Origin of the sequence: Legionella antarctica, from assembly GCF_011764505.1 — a bacterium.
Classification (GTDB): Bacteria; Pseudomonadota; Gammaproteobacteria; order Legionellales; family Legionellaceae; genus Legionella; species Legionella antarctica.
This window is the reverse complement of record NZ_AP022839.1, coordinates 16,000-37,936: the sequence shown is the minus strand read 5'-3', so window position 1 is coordinate 37,936 and position 21,937 is coordinate 16,000. Positions and strand designations below refer to the sequence as shown.

Here is a 21,937-nt window from a genome sequence, read left to right as displayed (position 1 = left end):
AAGGAGTTGCTCAACAATGACACCCGAGATTATATCCGTTTTAGCTGCTTTTGCACCTTTATTTACACGTCCTACCTGGAACAATATCAATACGCTTTTCATTGGTGCCATCCTTTGTCGAGGGGCAAGGCGTATTACGAGTATTTTACGTGTTATGGGCTTAAGCGAGGTTAAAAATTTCTCAAAATATCATCGTGTATTGAGTCGTACACAATGGAGTGGTTTAACTGCCAGCAAAATTTTATTTGGTCTTTTAATCACACTGCTTCCTGAATCATGGCCCAAGATTGTTGCTGTTGATGAAACACTGGAGCGCCGACGCGGAAAGAACATCAAAGCCAAAGGAGCATACCGTGATGCTGTTGCGTCCAGCCAATCACGGGTGGTTATTTGTTTTGGTTTGAAATGGGAATGCATGACCTTGATAGTACCGCTTCCTTGGTGTAAAAGACCATGGGCTTTGCCTTTTATGGTTATCCTTTCACCATCAAAAAAGTCAGATGAGGCCTCAGGAAAAAGACACAAAACATCGATAGACTGGACCATACAAATGGTGCGTTGTGTCAGCCGATGGTTGCACCGTACCCCTTGGATTTTGGTTGGTGATGGCGCCTATGCTTGTATGGCCCTTGCAAAAGTCTGTATAAAAAATGGTGCAACACTCATATCCAGAGTACGAATGGATGCGCAGTTATTTGAATTTCCTGAGGTCAAGCCAGCGGGAAAGCGTGGAAGAAATCAAATTAAAGGACAGCGTATCCGGCTCAAGGAATTACTAGTAGATACTAAGACATGGGATACACTTCAGGTAAAGTGGTATGGTGGTGAACAAAAAACTATTGAGTGCTTAACCTTTGAATGCCTATGGTATCATGCAGGCGTTCCACCAATAAGGCTACGCATAGTGCTTGTTAAAACACCCGATGGTAAGAATGAGGCGGAGACATTTTTCAGCACCAATACGGAAAATTCACCGACACAAATTATTGAGTGGTTTGTTTTACGCTGGAACATTGAAGTTACCTTTGAAGAAACCCGTGCCCACTTAGGCATTGAAACACAGCGTCAGTGGTCAGATAAGGCTATTGCAAGAACTACCCCTCTGCTTATGGGACTACTTTCGATATTGGTACTGGTTGCCATTAAAATGCATGAAACTAAAAAATTGTTAGTGCAAGAAACTACATCATGGTATGACAAAAAGGGCGAGCTCACCTTAGTCGACATTATTACAGCCATAAGAAGATCAATCTGGGTGAAGATGTATTTTTCAATGTCTAAAAATTACGAAAATAATACGGATTCTTTAAAAATAACCGAAAAAACTGCTAACTTATTGATTTATCAACTGGCTTTGGCTGCATAATTGGCTAAAGTCGAGCTAAAAACACCTCTAAGTGCTCTACTCTGTTTTGATTCTTGTTTGCTCGGTAAATACAACGAAGCAAATGAAGGGCGTCACGCTTCATATCCTGGCCCAGTGTGTATTTGTACTCCCTTGGAAAATCTTTTGTTATCTCAAACACCTTTAGTGTCAAAAGGTATGCGTCCCGATAAACCGGCAACTCGGTATATAGCGCCATCATTAAACCATAAAAATTAAGTCCGACCGCTATGCGGTTTTATAAGAGGCAGCTTCGCTGCCTCAAAAGAAAAGGGATAAAGGGTTTAAGGGGTAAAAGCCCGAACACACCTAACCCGAAGACTGTCGAACTTATTGTCGACGTCCTGGACGCCATCGAAGAAGTTCTGGATCCAGGCGCCGGTCGTAGGAACGCCGGAAAACTCGGTAGAACCCCAGTAGAAGTCACCGGCAAAACCGCCTAAACCATTCGTATGCAACGTTGTATATAAGTTGGGATTGGTAGTGCCACAACCCGCATCAGTTCCTCCTGGTGGATTGGAATATCGTCCCAACTCGCAAATCGCCGGCATGAACCAGTCAGTAAACCCCTGTTCACTCTTGTTTCGACAGGCCTGCGCTGCCGGATATTGACCTACAGGGGTTTCAAGCGCATTGGTGTTACTTAATCCATCCGTGATACTGTCCGCTGCCGTATTATCGAATAATGTTGCCCATTGGAAAAAAAAGTCTGCTGGACTTTCTTCTTCATCCGTTAATGCGGCCACTTTCCCACCAATGCTTTGTGTGCTGGGTGTGGCATTATCCACAGAAAACAAAAAACCCCCTTGATAAATACAACCGTATCCTAACACCAAGACATTAACGTCCGTAGATGGCGCATTATCTGCAGTTACTGTGACCGTTGTTGGTACAGGCGCAGTTCCTGGCGCAGTAGTGCAGGCAGAGCTTAAAGAATCCAAACTGGCATTAATGCCTGGGGTGATGGTGATGTCGCAGGTGGCTCCGTTATTCAGTGTGCCCATACAGGCATTACTGGTAATTGACGTTCCAGCAGGAAATCCGGATGTACTCACCTGTACGTTGTTTGCTGGTATTGAGCCCGTATTTTCTATTCGAATGATGCGCGCAGTGCCAGAAAGGGCTGGGTCTGCTCCTGGATTGTTAATTGACAAAGCCAAGTTTTGCGTGAGAGGAGACAGGGTTGTCTGATTAAAGGTTACCTCTATAGCATGATTAGCCTGGATATTGTTCAACTGGAAGCTCGTGCCACCATTTTGTACCACATTGCCATCCAGCAGCCACTGATTGACTCCGAAACCGGTATTGGGTGTTGCCGTAAACGTCAGGCTGCTGCCAGCATTGACCACCTGTGCTGTTGTGGGGGAAATGGAGCCATTCGCACCCGCCGATGGTGCCACGGTGAATTGCTGCACCGGTGGCGGCGTTGCCAGGTGAATACGCAGGATATTGGCTGAACTCGGCTGGTAACACTGCAGGTCATTGCCCTGTTGGCATAAAACAGGGCCGCCCAATACATCGCCCAGCAGGGCAGAGCCATTGATATTGAGCGTCAGCGTACAACTTCCTTTAGCTGGAAACTGGCAGGGTGCGCCCTGAATCACCCCTGCAATGGGTTTCATCACCAGGTTTTTGGCTCTCGAGGACTGATTTTGTACCGTGTAAATCACCTGTGCACTGCCCCCTTTAGCTACGGTAATCTCGGTTGGTGTTTGCGGCACAAACGTCCATAAGGGCTTCGCCGCCTGCGCACTTGCAAGCGTCAGACAGGAGAATAAAACGGTCAGTATTGCATTGCTGAAAAATGTCTTTGTTTTCTCTAGCATGATTTTTATCCTTATGCCACGTAAGTAAGATTGACCAACACCCCATTGGTGTAAAGGTGATTGAGTGCTAATCCTGAATTCATAGTCTGCCCAAAAGCGCGACCCAGTTCGCTTTTACCCCAGTCGGCAAACTCATATCCAACCCCTACCTGCCAGTGGTCATTGAGCGACTTTTGCACGCCAGCCCCCAGCGTGTAGGTCAATGCGGTTTTTGTGTGGTCTGTAAAATTGGCATTGGGTAAGGCTTCAAAAATCAAGGGTGTGTTGGTGAATTCATGAGTGCGGTTAAAACCAACGCCAAGGCTCGCGCTCACCCAGGGCATGAGCCAATAGCCTTTATCAAGCAGAAGTTTTCCTTTTGCCGCTATGCGCGTGTTGCGTACTTTATATTGGTAGCTGTAATTATCAAATTGAGGGTCGGCATCATCCCAGATAATGCCCTGAAGATGGGCACTGCCGGTGGTGGTCACTGCCAGTCCCAATTGACCCAACCACTGGGAGGATAATGACTTTTGTATCCCCACAAACAGCTCACCTGATGCTAATGCATTGGTCGATTTTCTGGCCGCATACGTCTTTTCAATTTCCGGAGCCAAATAAAAAGTCTGAGTCTCCCCACCACGAGCCCAAACCGGGCCTGCGCTCACAGAGCCTACCCAGGTCCAGTCTTTGATGGCCATGACAGGCCCCATAGTGCCAGCTGAGGCTGTACTTCCCAGCACTCCTGCCGTGATGAGAGAAAGAACTAAGCGATGCTTCATAAACGTTCCTTGTATAATACAAATGATTTATTAAATGGACTTAAACAACAGGCAGCGGCAATCGATTTCAATAACAAGCGAATAAATGGACTAATACGCATCGCTGAATAAAAACTGAGCAAAAGGATAGGCAAGAACCCTGAACAAAGGAAATACACACAATAAAAAATAATAGAGGACATTGAAAATAAGGAAAAAGCTATTGCTGATTGCTGATTGCTGATTGCTGATTGCTGGCAATCGTCCCGTCATTGGACCTTACCAGCAATCCTTTTTTGATATCTAATCGATAGTTCATTCCCTGCATCAGCAATCCTATATTTTTACTTGGCGTTAGTGAGTATTGAAAAATTACTCTTAATTATGATACTTTGTTCATGATTTAAAATCAAAAAAATTCCTTCGATTTTTATTCCTCAAACTTGCCCAAATCATTTCGCGACAGCGACGAGTTACCCTCATCTAGAGTGCATACTTTTCTCATGCTGTACTCTGGATCTCCTGGAAAAACCACTGTTCTTTCTGAAATATTTGTAGTTAAGTCATAATATTTTGATTTCGGTTCTTGTGAATCAGCTTGTTTTATTTTCTCGTGGTGTGATGAATCATCCAACCCACTAATTAAGGATCTATCTTGAATTTCTTTCATTCTGTTCCATTTTTTCCAATTATATAAGTCGAACTTTATACTATTGATATGAATCATGTCAATTGCTTGATTTCAAGTGTTCAATTTATAAAGTAGTGGGGAGCTTTGATAATTAGAATATGGCCCCTTGACAATTGATTGCACTGCGCAAGCTGATTGATTGCACTGCGCAAGCTGATTGATTGCACTGCGCAAGCTGATTGATTGCATTCATTGCGCTTAAGCCGTATTCTATTATTTTAACTATGAGGTTGAGAATGATCTTACTAATCGGTGGTGAAAAAGGTGGTACTGGTAAAACAACAATTTCTACTAATCTTGCAGCTCTCCGGGCTCTTGATGGATATGATGTATTGCTTGTGGATACAGATCCTCAAAAAACAGCTAGTTTTTGGAGCTTAACGAGAGATGATAATAATATTTTGCCCAGAGTTACTACTATACAGAAATTTGACAATGTAAAAAAAGAAATTCAAGCACTTAAGAGTAAATTTGACGACATTATTATCGATGCCGGTGGTCGTGATTCAGTTGAACTAAGAACCTCGCTTTTGGTAGCAAATAAAGCGGTATTTCCTTTGAGGGCTTCACAATTTGATCTGTGGACTTTAGCAAAAGTTAATAGCCATGTTAGCGATGCCAAAGCAATTAATGAGGGATTAAATGCATTTGTAATGATAAATCAAGCATCCCCTAATCCTTCGGTTAAAGAAGGTGAAGAGGCGGGAGGGTTCTTGGATGATTTCATAGAGTTGCGATTACTAAATACCATGATTACCGAAAGAATTGCATTTAGAAAAGCAGCAATTTCTGGCAAAAGTGTTAAAGAATTACTTCCTGAAGACAAAAAAGCATCGAGTGAAATACTTTCGCTCTATGAGGAGATATTCAATGTCTAATAAGACGATTTTTAAAAAAACTCCTTTGACCCCAGAGGAAAAAGAAAAAAAAGAAAGAGAATTTTTGAGCTTTAATAAGGACTCGCCTGATAAACAAGAAGTGACTCGTGCTATAAAAGAATCTACAAAAACACTTTATTTAAGAGCGCCAGAAAGTTACTGGAATGATATTCAAGAGATTATGAATCTTACTGGCTTATCTATGAATGCAGTTTGTCTTGAGTTATTAAGACCATCTATTAGAAAAAAATTGAGAGAATTAAAAGATGAGTAATTTATTTTGAAAAAAGCATTTTGCAAGCATTTTGCAAGCATAAAGCATATTTGATGAAATCATAATGCAATCAAATTGATTGCATTATGATATTGTATTGATTGCAAATTGCAAATAAACCAATGTATTTTCTTGATTGACTTGTTCATTCTCATGTGATTTCATCAGTAAATTGATTTTTTAAATTAGATTATTGGGGTTGGAAATTGCATAAAAAAAACGGCCCGTAAAACGGGCCACTCTTTAATAACGCTAATGATACTACTCTAGTCAAGTTAATCTTAGCGTTTCATTGAATCATTGTCAATTATTGGCGAAGCGCTAAGGATATTTTACGCATGCAAGAAAATGCGTTAGTGATGGATTGCATTGATTTCATAGAGAAATCAACAGGCAAAGACTACAGCTCTCGAAGGGCAGGAGTGGTGCGCCAGGGTAACTGGTGCGGCCATGATCCCGAGTCCCCACGTTTTTTTCAAAAGCCACAGGAACATAAAGAGCGCCCAAAAATAATTACCTGGGCGATTGATGCCTGGCGGCGTTACTACGGTTTACCCACATCCTATTTTAAAGAAATCCGGTTGCGCCGTAACTCAACGCGCCAGCAGCGGTCTGAGGCACGTGAAGCCCTGGCAAGCATATCTCAGGTTTTATTACATTACACGGAACTGGCAAGCCTTAGGGTAGGTGTACCTCATGCAAGTGAAGGATTTCGTTCTCTTACCATCGAGTTTCTTGCTGATAAGGCAGGTATCGGTTTAAAGCGCGCACAACGTGCTATTAAATTACTGGTGCGTGCGGGCTATTTAAAAATGATTGAGCGTTTTGATGTTAAAGTTGATGCCGGTAAAGAGCGTTTTATTGGTCTTGCTGCCGTGAAGTGCCTAACACCCGCCTTTTTTAAAGCATGCAACATTAATCTGCAGGCGCTGTCTGCACAGCGTGCTCTTGCGCGTAAACGTCTCAAGGCCTGGTGTGTACGTAGACCATGTTTTCGGTCAACATTAGTTCCCATTTGCTTAATGTAGTTGTCATTATCATCCCGAAACACTGGTTTTCAGGTTTAAATCCACTGTAGATGTAATTTATACGTATTTATTGTGATTTGTATCAACTGGTTAAAGTTAGGTTATGCATCAAAATATAATTATTCAATTCATTGTGAGCAAATAAAGTCCTATAATCTTGACCGAAAACATGGTCTACGTACACACCAGGCCGAGTAACATATTTTTTAATTTGTGAACTATCGCATTTATCTAACATAAATTTAATCAGCTTTAGTGTACTTTCTTTATCGTCCCATAAAATTTTAGGTAAAAATGGATTTCTACGGCCGTAATTAAATAAAAACGCATCTAAGGCCTGGTGTGTACGTCGAGGCTGTTTTCGGTCAAGATTGTAGAAAATTATTAATTCAATGTGATCTTAACCATTAAATTTTGTATGTTAATCGGTCTTTATTTATTGCTTGAAATCTTTATAAACAACATCAGGTGATAAATTAACCCAAAAAAACCGCCTTTGAGCACGGTAATGACAACTACATAAGCCAAATTGGGAACTAATCTTGACCTAAAACAGCCTCGACGTACACACCAGGCCTATTACAAAACCCAACGGCCTTTTTGTTTGATTGCATCATGCATTGCATCCGGTGCTAAATCAATTTCACCAGGCCAAGTGAGTACTCCATATTCAAGATGAGCCTTATTAAAAAGGTCTTTATCTTGAAGTACTGCAAATACACCTGCTTTATCACTCATGATCAATTTAACCATTTCAACAAACCCATGCGTTCCGTCATTGAATTCAACTTCAAGCTCATAATTGGGCAGTGGTGTGACTTTCGTTAGTCTCCAAGGAGCGGTACAAACTATTCCAGGGGCGATATTTTCTTTGGCGACTGATTGTTTTCGCATAATGTCCAATCCTCAAATAATTCAGCACGGTGCTGAAAAGCCCATTCTAATACTAAAGCCAATGCCCTGCGGGGCATAGAGCCTCGAACCACTTCAAGTGTATGAATATCAATAAGAACTTCATATTCAGCATATAAGGCATGAAAATGAGGAGGTGCATGATCACCCCAAAACATTTGAATCAGTATTCCATAAAATGCACTAATTGTTGGCATTTACTCGTTGTCCTCTATTCTCAAAACTCATATCTAGTATAATGCAGCAAGAAAGCAATATCAAGAATGGTTATTGAGAATCCATGGATCCAATAAACATAGTGATATCACTAAGCCAAGTAAGTATGCTCAAAAACGAACGTTTTCAATAATAGGTATCCAAGTAATTAATGTATAGCCCTAATCGAATAAACCTGTTATCTGATCAAGAAATTGAAGCCATTTATGCTATCCCTGAATTTAATAAAGCTGAACGAGAGTTGTATTTTTCAATAACGGATGAGGAAATGCTCATCGTCAAAAAATATCGCACTACGAAGGCACAGATTTATTTTATTCGATTGCTTGGCTATTTTAAGGCCAAGCAACAGTTTTATAAATTTAATTTAGGCCAAGATAATAACTCACAATTTATTTTAGGAAAATATTTCGGGGAACGCCTACTGGGACTTACAGGTCAAATCGATTTTAAAACTTATCAAAAACAAAAAACTGATATTCTCTTGTTGTTTGGCTTTAAAGATTGGCAGCCAATGCATGAGTCCAAAATTCAGCTTCATTTAAGTGAGTTGATCAAACTTTACCCTAAAGGACATGATGCTCTACGACAATTATTAAACTACTTTAGTAGTCAACAGATTGTTTTACCTTCGTATCGCACCATACAGGATATGTTTACCAATGCATATTCAATGGAAGATGCTCGACTTGATGAACTTATTTCAGTTATTCCAGAATCAAAAAAAGAACAACTGTCGGTTTTAATCAATAAAGAGGATGGGATAACTCCATTGAATGTAATACGGTTGGATCAGAAGAATTTTAAATATAAGGCTATCAAGGCTGAGGTAGATAAGGCATTGGGACTTGTCGAATTATATGATTTTGCAAAAAACTTCCTCCCAAGACTCAAAATATCCAAGAATTCTATTCGCTATTATGCTGATTTAGCGGAACAATACGCTGCTTCTAGGCTCAGACGTTTAAGTAAGCCACAACAATGGCTTCAAGCTCTGTGTTTTGTATATCATCGTTATCAACAAATTATGGATCACTTAATTACCAGCTTTATATATCACACCAGAGGTATAATGAATGAGGGTAAAATATATGCTGAAAAGGCAATGACTGAGCATAGTTCTGGTTTAGTTGTTGACTTACCAAAATTGGCTCGATTTCTAAAATGGTTTCCAAATCGCAAGCAGAATTTAACCCATGATGAGCTAAACCACCAAGCTTATAATATTTTACCAGAGGAACAGTTCCCTGCCCTTGCACAATTTTTGGAAGGCAGTGTATTTGATAAAAAAGCAGCTAAATGGGCATTTTATCTGGAATCATCAAGGCAAATTGCATTGTATCTCCGGCCTATTATGTTAGCAGTACCGCTCGTATTTTATAAAAAAGACAGCGATATTATGAAGCTTATCGATTTACTCAAAAAACATTATGGTGCTGATAAAAGTCCATCATCATTTAAGCTGACAAGGATTTGGAGGACACCATCTCTAAAACAATGATTCTTTACTTGAAAGAAAATCCAACTGATGAACAGGTAGATCCCCATTTATTTGAATTTTTTGTCTATCAAAAAATGTATCGTCGTTTAGATAAAGGACTGCTCTGTTGCAATGAAAGTGTCTCTTATTGTGACATAGACCATGATTTAATTGATGATGCGTTAGTGGATGATGTAGAAAAAATAGCCCATGAATTTGGTTATCCAAATATTCCAATCTATTGCAGTGAGCACTTAGATGAAGTGCTTAACGTACTGGATAACACGTGGGATAGGGCAACAAAACGCATTAGTCTTGGCGAAAATCCTGGATTTCTGATAAAAGAAACTAAATCTGGTGAGCAAGAGTGGAGTCTAGGCTACGATAGCCTGGATAAGCTAGATGATGCTTTTTTTAAGACCCTCACACAAGTAGAAATCCCTGATATTACTATGCATATTGGTAATCACGTTGATATGTGGCGTGCATTTACCCACATGAAAACCCGTTATCATAAAAAAAGAAAGCCTGTTCCTTTGGTTGTTAATGCGTGCGTACTGTCCGATGCCTTTGGTATTGGTGAGGAAAAAATGGCTGATATGTCAGATCTTAGCCATAATCTTTTGCGATCAACTCATGAAGATTTCATTCGTGTGGATACCTTATGCCCTGCGAATGATATAGCAAGCAATCTACTCCATTCATTGCCTATTTTTAAACAATGGAATTTAATGGATTTACAATTATTAGCTGATGCAGACGGACAAAAGCTTCCAACTAGTGAAAGTACAATTCAGTCAAGATATTCAAAAAAATTTCTTGGCAAAGAACCAGGGCTTTCTGTGTACACATTAATTGCTAATTTTGTTGCTGTGAATGCCAAGAATATTGGGCCTAATGAGTATGAAGGACACTGTCTCTATGATGTAATCTTTGGCAATAAGACAGACATTGATATTGACATGGTGACTGGAGACAACCACTCTTTAAATCAACTCAATTTTGTTATACTGGATTCAATAGATATTGAATATGTTCCAAGTATAAAAAATGTTAAAGAAGCGACAAATGACTTGTTTTCGGTTAAATCAGTTGATAACTACACTGGAATTATTCGTCCTAGTGGGATCATTGATAAAAGCCTGATTCAAGCTGAGGAAAGAGGGATATTACGGGTTTTACTCTCCTTACTTCTGCAGGAAAATACTCAGAGCATCATCGTTAAAAAAATAAATTCTTCTGCTCGGTATGGAAGATTAAAAAAAGCACTTTTTGAGTACAATAAAATATTAAAAAGTACGCATGTATTAAATTTAATAGATAACATGGCGCTTAGGAAGGCCATACGTGCGGCAAGAAATCGGACAGAGGCTTATCACCAATTGCAAGGTCTCATTAGGAAAGTTTATCGTGGGGTCTTTAAGGGAAAGAAAATTGTTAACAATCGAGTCAGCGCACATGCAGTAAGACTTGTTGCAAACTGCATCATTGCCTACAACGGTATTATTTTGAATACTATTTATGAAAAAATGCTTAAAGAAGGGGTTAGCCAAGACATTATTGATGAGTTTATTAGAATATCACCTATTGCTTGGGCGCATATTGCCTTTACCGGAAAGTACAGTTTTAAAAAAAGTAATGGTGATATTAATATTGCAGCAATGGTTGAGGAACTGGAAAAACATTTAAAACAGCATTTTTGGAAAGTTACTTAAGTAACGCGTGCATTTTTAACTATTTGCTATAAAATTGCACGGATTGTTGGGCCTAATCTTGAAATCCCACTTTTTGTCAGTTCTTCCACAGGACCCCAACAGGTGAGGCAAAAGTACTCGAAAAGGAAGTGATTAAGGATAATTTAGCGCATCAAAATATGATGGAGGCCATTATAAAAAATGCTGATGAGTTAGACCAAATCAATCCCAACCTCACTAAAGGACAAAAAAGTGCAGTTATTCTGGCACTCACTAATACAGACCGATTTATCTCCATTCAAGGCCTGGCAGGGGTAGGGAAGACGACTATGACTAAGGAAATCCAGAAATTCGCTGAGCACAAAAATATTGCGGTCTATGGGTTAACTCCTACTCATAAAGCAAGGCAGGAATTGTCAGCTCAAGGGATTAAAAGCGATACCGTTGATAGTTTTCTCCTTAATGCCGCGCCGTACCCCCCAAAATCGATGTTTATCGTAGATGAAACCTCCATGGTCAGTAACAAACAATATCGTGCACTGCAAAAAAAAGCCATAGAACTCGATGGCCGATTAATTTATGCAGGGGATATGACCCAATTACAATCCCTTGAAGCAGGAATACCACACGAATTAACCATTACCTCAAAAACGCAAAAAACAGCGTTCATGGAAGACATTATTCGCCAAAATCCCAACCCAGACCTCAAAGAAGCGGTTTTAAACGCATCTCAAATGAAGTTAGGAGAAAGCCTTGAGAAGGTAAAACAAATCAATCCCCAGGATTACATTCAGCGCAAACAAAGCTTTTCACATGACAGTCAATCTTCGATTAAAGAAATACCTGTTGTATTGGATGAGAACAAGAAAAACCCCTCTTATGAGCCTATTTATAAAGCCATTGCCGAAGATTATTTAAGTAGAACCAAAGAGCACCGCGATCAAACGCTTATTGTTGCCCCTGCCAACGTAGACAGGCATGAAATTTCATTGCTGGTGCGAGCAGGACTTAAACAAACAGGAGAGATTGATAATAAGGACATACAGGTTAATCGCTATCTACCTAAAGACATGCACAAGGTCGACATGCTTTATGCTAAAAGCTATGAAGTTAATGATATTATTCGCTTTGATAAAACCTATTCTGTGGCTAAACGAGGTGATTATTTTAAAATCACTGCTAAAGATTGTGAAAAAAACGAACTAACCTGTATGCATGAAGGAATAGAGTACAAAATAAGCCCTCATGAATTGGCACACAAGGCAAGAATGTCAGTCTATGTCGAAGTCAGTTCCGTTTTATCTAAAGGCGATAGGGTAAGGATTAAGAAAACTCAAAAAGAATCTAATTTGCTCGCCAATACCGAGTATGTAGTCAGTAGCTTAAGCTCTGATACACTGAAGCTTTCAAACAAAGACGGTGAATTGCTGCTTAATAGGAACGATCATGCCAGCAAACATTGGGATTATGCCTACACCAATACAGCCCATTCAATCCAAGGGGGAACAGATAGCTTTGTGATAGGCCTTATGCTGGCTGAAAGAGAAAAAGCAACCAATTACCGCTCTTATTTAATAATTATATCAAGAGCCAAAATACAGGCGACCCTTTATACCGAAGATTATGGCGCGTTTAAAAAAATCTTAACCGATTTTAAAAAACAAGACGAGACCAACAAAAAATCAGCTTTGTTAATGGAAAAGGCGCATCAACAACAAAAACAGAAAGAAGAATCACTTAAAGATATTCATGCCAAAAATAGTGCACTTAATCTTGAAAGCAATGTAATGCAAGGGCTGAGTAACCCCGACAAATCATCTCAAAAAAGCAAGGCACGAGGGTTTGTGCACCAAGAACTTAGTGTGAAAGCTATAGAAGCCCGCCTGTCAGCAAATATGGAGTCTTTGTGTTTGGCTCTTATTGGCGAGCCTAACCGCAAGCAATCAAGCAAAACAGAATATCGATATGGTGCCAAAGGAAGTTTAAGCATTAATTTGAGCAAAGGGTTGTGGAAAAACTTTGAGACCGAGGAAGCTGGCAACGCTCTGGGGTTAATTAAATACGCGCATCATTGTAATGATTTTAAGGAGGTATTGGCTTTTGCTAAAGAGTTCTTGGGTGGTTATCAGATGATCGTACCAAAATCCAAAGAAGAATCTAAAGTTGATAAACATGCCAAAGAAATGCAGGAGCAAATTAAGAAAAAAGAAAAAGTCATGGAAATAGTTGGTCGCTCACTATCTGTGAAAGATACACTGGCTGAAACCTATTTAAAACAAACGCGCGGTTTAAGTCATTTTGATGAGGCTGATATCCGTTTTGTAGAACAACAAGAAACATATCATGGAAAGAAAAAGGTCTATGTACCCGCATTGGTTGCTATTGCACGGGATGAAAAGGGGGCTATAAACAATATTGAAGTAATTGTCATGGGCCACGATTACTAGCCCACTAAAGGTCGGGTTTGGCCACGATTAATGGCCCACTCCATGGCCATCTCTGAGTCCCACTTTGAGTAGCAAATAAACAGTGTTAGTTTGGTCATTACCAATAACTAACGGATTTGTTATGAGATGAGGATTAAAACAATGGCAGAAATTAGAGAGGTGCTATATCAGCACAAAAAAGGGATGACTCAACGCAATATTGAAAAGTCTCTAAGCGTTTCACGAATGAGCATACGCAAGTACGTTTCAATGGCCAAGGATTTGGGTTATCAGGAGGATATTTCCAATGATGAGCTCGAAGTTATCGCTTTGCAGATACATAATAAAATCGTTAATACTACAGCCAACAACAGACCCAATAAATCAGAAAAAGAACTTGAGGCGCATCACGAAAAAATAGCATCACTCCTCACTGAGAAGTGGATTACCCATATGCAGATACACCGAATTTTAAGCGATAATGGTCTTGTTAGCAGTCGAAGAAGTCTTAGTCGTTATATTGAACGTCATTTCCCCTCGTTGCCTAAGGCTACGGTACATTTGTTAACAAAGCCTGGGCATGAAGCACAAGTTGACTATGCGTTTGTTGGGTTTATCAATAATAAAAAAACATACGCTTTTATTATGACGTTATCACATAGTCGGTATCGATATGTTGAGTTTGTACATTCTCAAAATCAGCAATCATGGGCGCAAAGCCATATCAATGCCTTTCATTTTTTTGGAGGCGTGCCCAACTGCATTCTTTTAGACAATTTGAAATCGGGAATTATTAAAGCACATATTTATGATCCAACGGTCAATGAAACCTATGCAGAGTTATCTCGCTTTTATGACTTTATAGCCGATCCGGCGAAGGCTCGAACGCCCGAGCACAAGGGGAAGGTTGAGCGTAGTGTTCAATTGGTAAAAGAACAGGTTATCGCGGGGATAACCTATGATGATTTGGCCTCGATGAACGCCTTTGCACGTGATTGGTGCGCTAATAAGGTATCGCACGTCATCTGCAGTACCACTGGTGAAAAGCCAATTGACGTATTTAAAAATGAAGAATTTAATTTATTAAACCCACTGCCAGCAGGCGCTTTTGATATGCCCATTTGGATGGATGCTCAAGTTCATCGTGACCATCATTTTGTTGTTGCTGGTAATTTTTATTCTGTGCCAACGATACATATCGGGACAAAGGTTAAAATTAGAGTTGGCTTGAAGACCGTTCAGGCCTATGTGAATCATGCTTTGATTAAGACCCATATTCGTAACTACGGGCGTGGACAGTGGGAAACGGATCCCAATGACTACCATAATTCTGCAAAGTATTACTTAGAAAATACTGCTGGCGTTTGTATTGAAGCGGCCAAAGCAATTGGTCAGGCAACGGAGGAAATGGTCACAAAGGTACTGGCTGAAGGCTCTAGAACGAGCTTAAGAAAAGCCCAGGCTATCATCCGCTTGGTTGAGGAATACGGTAATGAGCGCCTTGAAAATGCATGTTTACGCGCGATTTTATTTGATAATTATACTCATCAATCATTGAAAAAAATCCTCACGGAAGGCCTGGATAAAAAAGACACGAGAACATTCTCCACTAAGCGCTCGGCCAATCATGAGAACTTTGCCTATATTCGCGCAGCAAGTGATTACAGCTCAACGATGGAGGCTCATTATGAGTGATATCAATATGTTAGAGCTTGCAAAAAAACTACGTTTGACAGGGATCCCAGACACACTGCTAGCAAGAGTAGAACAGGCTCGCGCAGCGTCCCTCTCTTATGAAGAGTTGCTCTCAATGTTGTTTCAGGATGAGGATGAGGCTCGTCAACAAAAATTGCTTGCTGGGCGTGTAAGGCAAGCTCGATTTGAGGAGCCTCAGTGTTTTGAAAATTTTGAACTGGCTCGATATTCAACACAAGTCACACAAGCCATCCGCACCCTGATGACAGGGAAGTTTATCAAAGAAAAAAACCATGTCATCATCATGGGACCTGTTGGCACCGGAAAGACTCACCTGGCTCAAGCCCTGGGTCTAATGGCATGTCAACGACATAAAAAAGTCTGCTTTATAAGAGCGAATGAACTGTTAAATCAGTTCCACCAAGCAAGAGCGGATGAAACATGGACTGCGCTTTTTAAACGTTACTCACGATACGATGTGCTTATTTTAGATGACTTCGGGCTGAAAGCATTATCGCCAGAACAGTCCACTGATCTGTATGATTTAATAGCAGCTATCCATGTAAACTCTATGCTAATTATAACTACTAACCGTAAAATAGAAGGATGGATGGAGCTATTTTATGATCCGGTTATGGCAAACGCAGCATTAGATCGTATCGTAAATAAAGCTTATCGAATTGTTCTTGATGGGGAGTCATACAGGAAAAAATTTATACCGAAATTTAATTTAGTAGATGACAAGTGAGTTAAAAAAATTTACCCTAAGTGGGCTACTTTGAGTGGCCAGAGGGTGGGCTAGTAATCGTGACCCATGACAGTAATTAAGCTTAATCAAAATAATGCAGGGAAAGATGAGAAATCAGATCCAATAAAGCAAAGTTTTGGCAGAAAAGAGGGTTACTATGTGGAGCTTAATAAAGCGTATCAAAAAGAAAAAACATACGTTACAGAAGGGGTTGAAACAGGGCTTAGTATCGTCAGTGTAGATAACAAGGCACGAGTAGTAACAGTACTTGGGAAGGGTAATTTTAAGAATATAAAACATCACAATTTAGGTAAAGAAGTGGTCTTGTGTGTCGATAATGATGGCAAGGATACCTATAAAACAAGCCTTATTATAGATGCTCTTGATACAGCGGTTCCCGCTACCAGTTTCTCCCCACCGATAGGTAATAGAATATTCCCTATCTATTCCTCATGGGCAGCAACAAGCAATTCACAAATCATCTGATTGCAAAACAAGCACTAATCGTTATCAAAACTCAAAAACTCATTTAAAACCAAAACAATAGCCGTGTTCAAAAATAAGATGCTATGAGGTATTAATGGGATTAAGTTTGATTTTCTCCTGCCCATGAATAATTGCGTTAAATAAATCATTCCAATTATCAACAAAATATTCACTGAATAGGCGTTTCATTTTATCCCAGAGACCAATTTTTGATTGGCGCATTTTTAGTGCTTTTTGGAACATATTACAACAAAGCTCCTGAACCTGATCAACAAAGAAAGCGAGCATCATCAATAAGGCTAGCATGGTCGAGAGATTTTTATATCCATGTCCAAAATTATGACCAAAGTGGTAGTTTAGGTTTTTGAGTGTATTAAATATGGGATTTTCTATTTTCCAGTTCGCACGTCCTCCTCGCATAATGTCATAAGCATTGTTATTGGTAATCGTTATGTCAGTGACCCAGCTAAAATGTTGCTTGCCACCCTTTTTATTTGTTTCCCAGTACTCCATGAAATTTACTTTAAAATCATAATGGCTTGTATTGAGTGGTGCGCCATTAATATAACGGTAACTGTGCGTCACCCCGTCTTCTGTTTTGTGCTCATAAGTAATACACTCATGTTCGTTGAGCCATTTAAATAGTGCTTTGTGATCCCCTTCTTTAGCACCCGTTATGAACTGCATATCCAGGTTTTTAAGCTCATTGAGGTGAGGGTAATTTGAAGCCAAGCTGTCTTCAACGACAATGACTTTTAAGTGTGGGTGTTCTCGTTTCAAATCCCTATATAACCGTTTGGAAGCGTTGCGTTCACAGTCGTTTTTAGTATCGCCATCTTCTTTCATGATAAGTTCTGGTACAAATGGAATAACCACTTTTTTATCCGGGTGAACTATGGCTGCGCAATACATATTGTGGTAATACGAGACCTTCTCGTCAGGAAATCGAGCATAATGATAGGATTTGATGGCCAGCTCTATTTCCGCCTTAACTTCTTTTGATAATTCCTTATACATTTTTTTATCATGCAGCAATGTAGGCAAACTATCGATATCTTTAATTGGAATCAAAGTAATTTTTTTGTGGTCATCTATATACCATAATGCAAAATATGTTCGTAGTGGATTAGCTAAAATATAACTACGTGCTTTCAGAGATAGGTCGGTAATAGATTGCTTTGTGGTTAAAACTACAGATAATTTGTGATCATGCTTAATACAACATTGGTCGCAATGAATTACATTGGATGCAAAAAATCCAGTTCCATCCCCAGCCAGTAAATAACGACCGTTTAGGTAACGATAAGATTCCAGGGATTTCCCTCTTTGAAGAAAGGCAAATAACCGCTTATAGACTTTACGCAGAGTAGATGGGGCTCCTTCATCCAATCGCTCGCGCATGTACGTATCACTAGGGATCTGTTCAATGCCATAAAGAGTTCCTAAATTATGTTGAACTTGGGGATCCAGTCGGTGACTCCTATCAAATTGGAGTAATGAAGGGTACTTGAGATTAAACATCGCAAAGGCAGACATCAAACAATCCGTCAACGAAATAACATTTTTCCCTGGCGCAGCATCACGGGGAGATTTGATTTTCTGAAACTCTTTACGAACTACAGTGATCAACCCAACTGCAGACAAAAATTTTCTTATTGGTAACATCTTTGGACATTCTATCATTCAGTTTTAAATTAAAGATAAAATAGCAAAAAAGTTTACGAAATAAAATAGTTGGGATGCAGTACTGGCGCACTGTTGAGTAGGTTACGGGAACTGCTGCTCTTGATAGGCTTGAAAAAGAGGGGAAAAAGGTGTCTGTCATCATGCCAAAAAAAGAAGGGCATGACTTAAATGATGTGTTGGTAATCGATGGGAAAGAAGCACTAAAAGCCGTCATTAAAAATGAAATAACGCCTTCTGAATTTAAAAAAATTCACGATCAAAATGTAACAAATTCCATTAAAGAAACTCACAATAATCCTGATGAAAAAATAACAAAAAATGCCTCTGTACACTCCATAGAAAGACAAATAAGTCAGGAGAAAATAAAAGATTTCATTAAGCAGGAAATGACAAACTCCACCAGGAACAAACTAAGAAATTTAGAGCGAGAGTTATAGTCTCTCGCCACCCCTTAAGTATTTTTCAGCCAATTGCTCAGCCATTTTAATGGCGCTTTCACTGTCATAAGCCTTAAGTTTTGAACGTTCTTTATTAAAGATAATGGTTAATATTTCTGATAATAATTCATGATTAACCAGAGCTGTTTTTAATATATTCCTATGCATGTCTATATCATTCTTTGGATTTTCTTCCTTGGAAGCATGATAAACACGAGCACCTAAAGCCATCATTTCCAGAGCAATTACATCAAGAGGTTTGTCTTCTATTTTTGCTATTTTTTCTAAAGAGTTGATAGTGTCTTTTCCCGCATCCAAAATCATTTCCATAGGGTTGTTTCCTTGCCGCTTGGAACCTGTTTCATGCCAAATGGATTAATCGAAACACGTACATTATTATAATGGATGTATTGAAAATCACCGCAGGTATTATTGATATAATCCAGAGAAGTCTTTTTAAATTCTTCTGATTTTTCTTTGGCTATTCCCTCCCCAGAAAACAAAGTATTCATTCTGGATAGGTACATTAAGTTGGGAATGGACACGTGAATATGCTCTATCATTTTTCTAACTTCTTCATCAAAAACACTGTGTGATTTTGATAAGTCAACATCATTGAGAGCACACCATTCCAAAACTTTTTTAAGCGATTTACCAATAGAAATATTGTTTTGATCTGCTATTTTCCTTAAATAATCTTCTTCGTTTCTTTCTATTCTTATGGATAAAGGCATCATTGCGTTGCTCTCCTTATTGACCGATTACTGCAAGGATTTGTAATTAGAATCCAGTATTTTGTCGTATGCCTTGGCATACACCTGTATTCTATAGCATGCTTTTCGTATACTATGGCATACATTCGTATGCTATAGTATACTAATAAATTGAACCATTGATAATACTGATTTATATGGCTTATCTTAGTATACTATTGTATACGGGTTGATTTCATTAAAAATGTTATATCATTTTAGAAAAATGGTATAACTATTATTTATCCGTTAATAATCAAGGACTTGAAACGGAACTATCTAGCCAGAGCCACTGCGTGGTGTGTGAGGGGGTTAGATCAGACAGCAGAATATAATTCAAAAAAGGTATAAAGCAGATATACTACTTAGTATAAAGAAAATCAGTGATTTAAAAGCGGATAAAACTGGGCGTGTGCAGGTTTCAAATTTAAAAATAAGTTACATTAAAAATAAGGAATGTTTATGAAAATTTTTGACTGGTTAAATTCAACCTTTTCATCATTTAAAAATGGAATTGAGAGTACAAGACACAATGCCCATTCATTTAGTGATGACAATCAAAACCGAATAAATCCAGCAAGTAGTTTACCAATGAATGGTTCGGTTGATATCCATGGCAATCCTTTTGGTGCTGGAAACTCAATAAGCCATGATCCCTTTGCAGAAAGTAATCGCCATCATAATCATTTTAATAATCATACCAGCTCTTTTAATGATTCTCATAACCACCACCAGCGGTTCCCGCTACCAGTTTCTCCCCACCGATAGGTAATAGAATATTCCCTATCTATTCCTCATGGGCAGCAACAAGCAATTCACAAATCATCTGATTGCAAAACAAGCACTAATCGTTATCAAAACTCAAAAACTCATTTAAAACCAAAACAATAGCCGTGTTCAAAAATAAGATGCTATGAGGTATTAATGGGATTAAGTTTGATTTTCTCCTGCCCATGAATAATTGCGTTAAATAAATCATTCCAATTATCAACAAAATATTCACTGAATAGGCGTTTCATTTTATCCCAGAGACCAATTTTTGATTGGCGCATTTTTAGTGCTTTTTGGAACATATTACAACAAAGCTCCTGAACCTGATCAACAAAGAAAGCGAGCATCATCAATAAGGCTAGCATGGTCGAGAGATTTTTATATCCATGTCCAAAATTATGACCAAAGTGGTAGTTTAGGTTTTTGAGTGTATTAAATATGGGATTTTCTATTTTCCAGTTCGCACGTCCTCCTCGCATAATGTCATAAGCATTGTTATTGGTAATCGTTATGTCAGTGACCCAGCTAAAATGTTGCTTGCCACCCTTTTTATTTGTTTCCCAGTACTCCATGAAATTTACTTTAAAATCATAATGGCTTGTATTGAGTGGTGCGCCATTAATATAACGGTAACTGTGCGTCACCCCGTCTTCTGTTTTGTGCTCATAAGTAATACACTCATGTTCGTTGAGCCATTTAAATAGTGCTTTGTGATCCCCTTCTTTAGCACCCGTTATGAACTGCATATCCAGGTTTTTAAGCTCATTGAGGTGAGGGTAATTTGAAGCCAAGCTGTCTTCAACGACAATGACTTTTAAGTGTGGGTGTTCTCGTTTCAAATCCCTATATAACCGTTTGGAAGCGTTGCGTTCACAGTCGTTTTTAGTATCGCCATCTTCTTTCATGATAAGTTCTGGTACAAATGGAATAACCACTTTTTTATCCGGGTGAACTATGGCTGCGCAATACATATTGTGGTAATACGAGACCTTCTCGTCAGGAAATCGAGCATAATGATAGGATTTGATGGCCAGCTCTATTTCCGCCTTAACTTCTTTTGATAATTCCTTATACATTTTTTTATCATGCAGCAATGTAGGCAAACTATCGATATCTTTAATTGGAATCAAAGTAATTTTTTTGTGGTCATCTATATACCATAATGCAAAATATGTTCGTAGTGGATTAGCTAAAATATAACTACGTGCTTTCAGAGATAGGTCGGTAATAGATTGCTTTGTGGTTAAAACTACAGATAATTTGTGATCATGCTTAATACAACATTGGTCGCAATGAATTACATTGGATGCAAAAAATCCAGTTCCATCCCCAGCCAGTAAATAACGACCGTTTAGGTAACGATAAGATTCCAGGGATTTCCCTCTTTGAAGAAAGGCAAATAACCGCTTATAGACTTTACGCAGAGTAGATGGGGCTCCTTCATCCAATCGCTCGCGCATGTACGTATCACTAGGGATCTGTTCAATGCCATAAAGAGTTCCTAAATTATGTTGAACTTGGGGATCCAGTCGGTGACTCCTATCAAATTGGAGTAATGAAGGGTACTTGAGATTAAACATCGCAAAGGCAGACATCAAACAATCCGTCAACGAAATAACATTTTTCCCTGGCGCAGCATCACGGGGAGATTTGATTTTCTGAAACTCTTTACGAACTACAGTGATCAACCCAACTGCAGACAAAAATTTTCTTATTGGTAACATCTTTGGACATTCTATCATTCAGTTTTAAATTAAAGATAAAATAGCAAAAAAGTTTACGAAATAAAATAGTTGGGATGCAGTACTGGCGC

General features: G+C 39.1%; 21 protein-coding genes. 12 read left to right on the top strand and 9 right to left on the bottom strand.

Annotated elements, in window-relative coordinates:
* Positions 1-16 precede the first annotated feature (16 nt).
* Complete coding sequence (locus HRS36_RS00165; RefSeq protein ID WP_173235460.1) at positions 17-1,366, top strand: IS701 family transposase; 1,350 nt, start codon at positions 17-19, stop codon at positions 1,364-1,366.
* A 302-nt stretch (positions 1,367-1,668) separates the two neighbouring features.
* Here the strand turns inward: HRS36_RS00165 and HRS36_RS00155 are convergent, their stop codons facing one another.
* The 3 genes from HRS36_RS00155 to HRS36_RS00145 form a co-directional block, all read right to left on the bottom strand.
* Entirely contained in the window at positions 1,669-2,799 is a 1,131-nt protein-coding gene (locus HRS36_RS00155) for a DUF1566 domain-containing protein (RefSeq protein WP_226905522.1), read from the bottom strand.
* A gap of 422 nt (positions 2,800-3,221) precedes the next feature.
* The gene (locus HRS36_RS00150) at positions 3,222-3,971 is read right to left on the bottom strand and encodes an outer membrane protein (protein ID WP_173235454.1); all 750 of its coding nucleotides are present in this window, start codon (positions 3,969-3,971) and stop codon (positions 3,222-3,224) included.
* 409 nt (positions 3,972-4,380) lie between these two features.
* A complete protein-coding gene (locus tag HRS36_RS00145; RefSeq protein ID WP_173235452.1) occupies positions 4,381-4,620 on the bottom strand; it encodes a hypothetical protein in 240 nt (79 codons plus the stop codon).
* Between the two features lie 200 nt (positions 4,621-4,820).
* Here HRS36_RS00145 and HRS36_RS00140 point away from each other — a divergent pair, with 200 nt between their 5' ends.
* The 3 genes from HRS36_RS00140 (at position 4,821) to HRS36_RS00130 (ending at position 6,821) form a co-directional block, all read left to right on the top strand.
* Positions 4,821-5,519, top strand: coding sequence for a nucleotide-binding protein (locus HRS36_RS00140; RefSeq protein ID WP_226905521.1), 699 nt, complete (start codon positions 4,821-4,823; stop codon positions 5,517-5,519).
* Positions 5,512-5,793 carry a hypothetical protein gene (locus HRS36_RS00135; protein WP_173235450.1) on the top strand — a complete coding sequence of 94 codons (282 nt, stop codon included), beginning with the start codon at positions 5,512-5,514 and terminating at the stop codon, positions 5,791-5,793. Before HRS36_RS00140 ends, HRS36_RS00135 begins: the two co-directional genes overlap by 8 nt.
* Before the next feature lie 338 nt (positions 5,794-6,131).
* Positions 6,132-6,821, top strand: coding sequence for a hypothetical protein (locus tag HRS36_RS00130; RefSeq protein WP_197933201.1), 690 nt, complete (start codon positions 6,132-6,134; stop codon positions 6,819-6,821).
* A gap of 579 nt (positions 6,822-7,400) precedes the next feature.
* On the opposite strand, the gene HRS36_RS00125 is transcribed toward HRS36_RS00130, so the two are convergent.
* Both HRS36_RS00125 and HRS36_RS00120 read right to left on the bottom strand, forming a co-directional pair.
* On the bottom strand, positions 7,401-7,715 hold the full coding sequence (locus tag HRS36_RS00125) for a DUF2442 domain-containing protein (RefSeq protein WP_173235448.1): 315 nt from the start codon (positions 7,713-7,715) through the stop codon (positions 7,401-7,403).
* Positions 7,670-7,930, bottom strand: a complete 261-nt coding sequence (locus HRS36_RS00120; protein ID WP_173235446.1) for a DUF4160 domain-containing protein — start codon at positions 7,928-7,930, stop codon at positions 7,670-7,672. The genes HRS36_RS00125 and HRS36_RS00120 overlap by 46 nt, the downstream gene beginning before the upstream one ends.
* A 170-nt stretch (positions 7,931-8,100) precedes the next feature.
* Here HRS36_RS00120 and HRS36_RS18565 point away from each other — a divergent pair, with 170 nt between their 5' ends.
* The 6 genes from HRS36_RS18565 to HRS36_RS00095 all read left to right on the top strand — a co-directional run bounded on the left by HRS36_RS18565 (position 8,101) and on the right by HRS36_RS00095 (position 16,478).
* A complete protein-coding gene (locus HRS36_RS18565; protein ID WP_226905520.1) occupies positions 8,101-9,450 on the top strand; it encodes a DUF4158 domain-containing protein in 1,350 nt (449 codons plus the stop codon).
* Positions 9,451-9,458: 8 nt separating this feature from the next.
* Positions 9,459-11,144 (top strand): Tn3 family transposase, encoded by a 1,686-nt coding sequence (locus HRS36_RS18560; RefSeq protein WP_226905519.1) that lies wholly within the window; start codon positions 9,459-9,461, stop codon positions 11,142-11,144.
* Between the two features lie 128 nt (positions 11,145-11,272).
* Positions 11,273-13,570 carry an AAA family ATPase gene (locus HRS36_RS00110; protein WP_173235444.1) on the top strand — a complete coding sequence of 766 codons (2,298 nt, stop codon included), beginning with the start codon at positions 11,273-11,275 and terminating at the stop codon, positions 13,568-13,570.
* A 126-nt stretch (positions 13,571-13,696) separates the two neighbouring features.
* A complete protein-coding gene (istA, locus tag HRS36_RS00105; protein WP_173235442.1) occupies positions 13,697-15,244 on the top strand; it encodes an IS21 family transposase in 1,548 nt (515 codons plus the stop codon).
* Positions 15,237-15,992 (top strand): IS21-like element helper ATPase IstB, encoded by a 756-nt coding sequence (gene istB, locus HRS36_RS00100; protein WP_173235440.1) that lies wholly within the window; start codon positions 15,237-15,239, stop codon positions 15,990-15,992. Before istA ends, istB begins: the two co-directional genes overlap by 8 nt.
* 66 nt (positions 15,993-16,058) lie before the next feature.
* Positions 16,059-16,478, top strand: a complete 420-nt coding sequence (locus HRS36_RS00095; RefSeq protein ID WP_173235438.1) for a toprim domain-containing protein — start codon at positions 16,059-16,061, stop codon at positions 16,476-16,478.
* A gap of 81 nt (positions 16,479-16,559) precedes the next feature.
* Here the strand turns inward: HRS36_RS00095 and HRS36_RS00090 are convergent, their stop codons facing one another.
* On the bottom strand, positions 16,560-18,143 hold the full coding sequence (locus HRS36_RS00090) for a hypothetical protein (protein ID WP_173235428.1): 1,584 nt from the start codon (positions 18,141-18,143) through the stop codon (positions 16,560-16,562).
* Between the two features lie 161 nt (positions 18,144-18,304).
* Here HRS36_RS00090 and HRS36_RS00085 point away from each other — a divergent pair, with 161 nt between their 5' ends.
* Positions 18,305-18,601 (top strand): hypothetical protein, encoded by a 297-nt coding sequence (locus HRS36_RS00085; protein WP_173235436.1) that lies wholly within the window; start codon positions 18,305-18,307, stop codon positions 18,599-18,601.
* Here the strand turns inward: HRS36_RS00085 and HRS36_RS00080 are convergent.
* On the bottom strand, positions 18,596-18,931 hold the full coding sequence (locus HRS36_RS00080; RefSeq protein WP_173235434.1) for a hypothetical protein: 336 nt from the start codon (positions 18,929-18,931) through the stop codon (positions 18,596-18,598). The genes HRS36_RS00085 and HRS36_RS00080 overlap by 6 nt on opposite strands.
* Complete coding sequence (locus HRS36_RS00075; protein ID WP_173235432.1) at positions 18,922-19,338, bottom strand: hypothetical protein; 417 nt, start codon at positions 19,336-19,338, stop codon at positions 18,922-18,924. Before HRS36_RS00075 ends, HRS36_RS00080 begins: the two co-directional genes overlap by 10 nt.
* A gap of 477 nt (positions 19,339-19,815) precedes the next feature.
* Between HRS36_RS00075 and HRS36_RS00070 the strand changes: the two genes are divergently transcribed.
* A complete protein-coding gene (locus HRS36_RS00070) occupies positions 19,816-20,121 on the top strand; it encodes a hypothetical protein (protein WP_173235430.1) in 306 nt (101 codons plus the stop codon).
* 143 nt (positions 20,122-20,264) lie between these two features.
* Here the strand turns inward: HRS36_RS00070 and HRS36_RS00065 are convergent, their stop codons facing one another.
* A complete protein-coding gene (locus HRS36_RS00065; RefSeq protein ID WP_173235428.1) occupies positions 20,265-21,848 on the bottom strand; it encodes a hypothetical protein in 1,584 nt (527 codons plus the stop codon).
* Between the last annotated feature and the right edge of the window lie 89 nt (positions 21,849-21,937).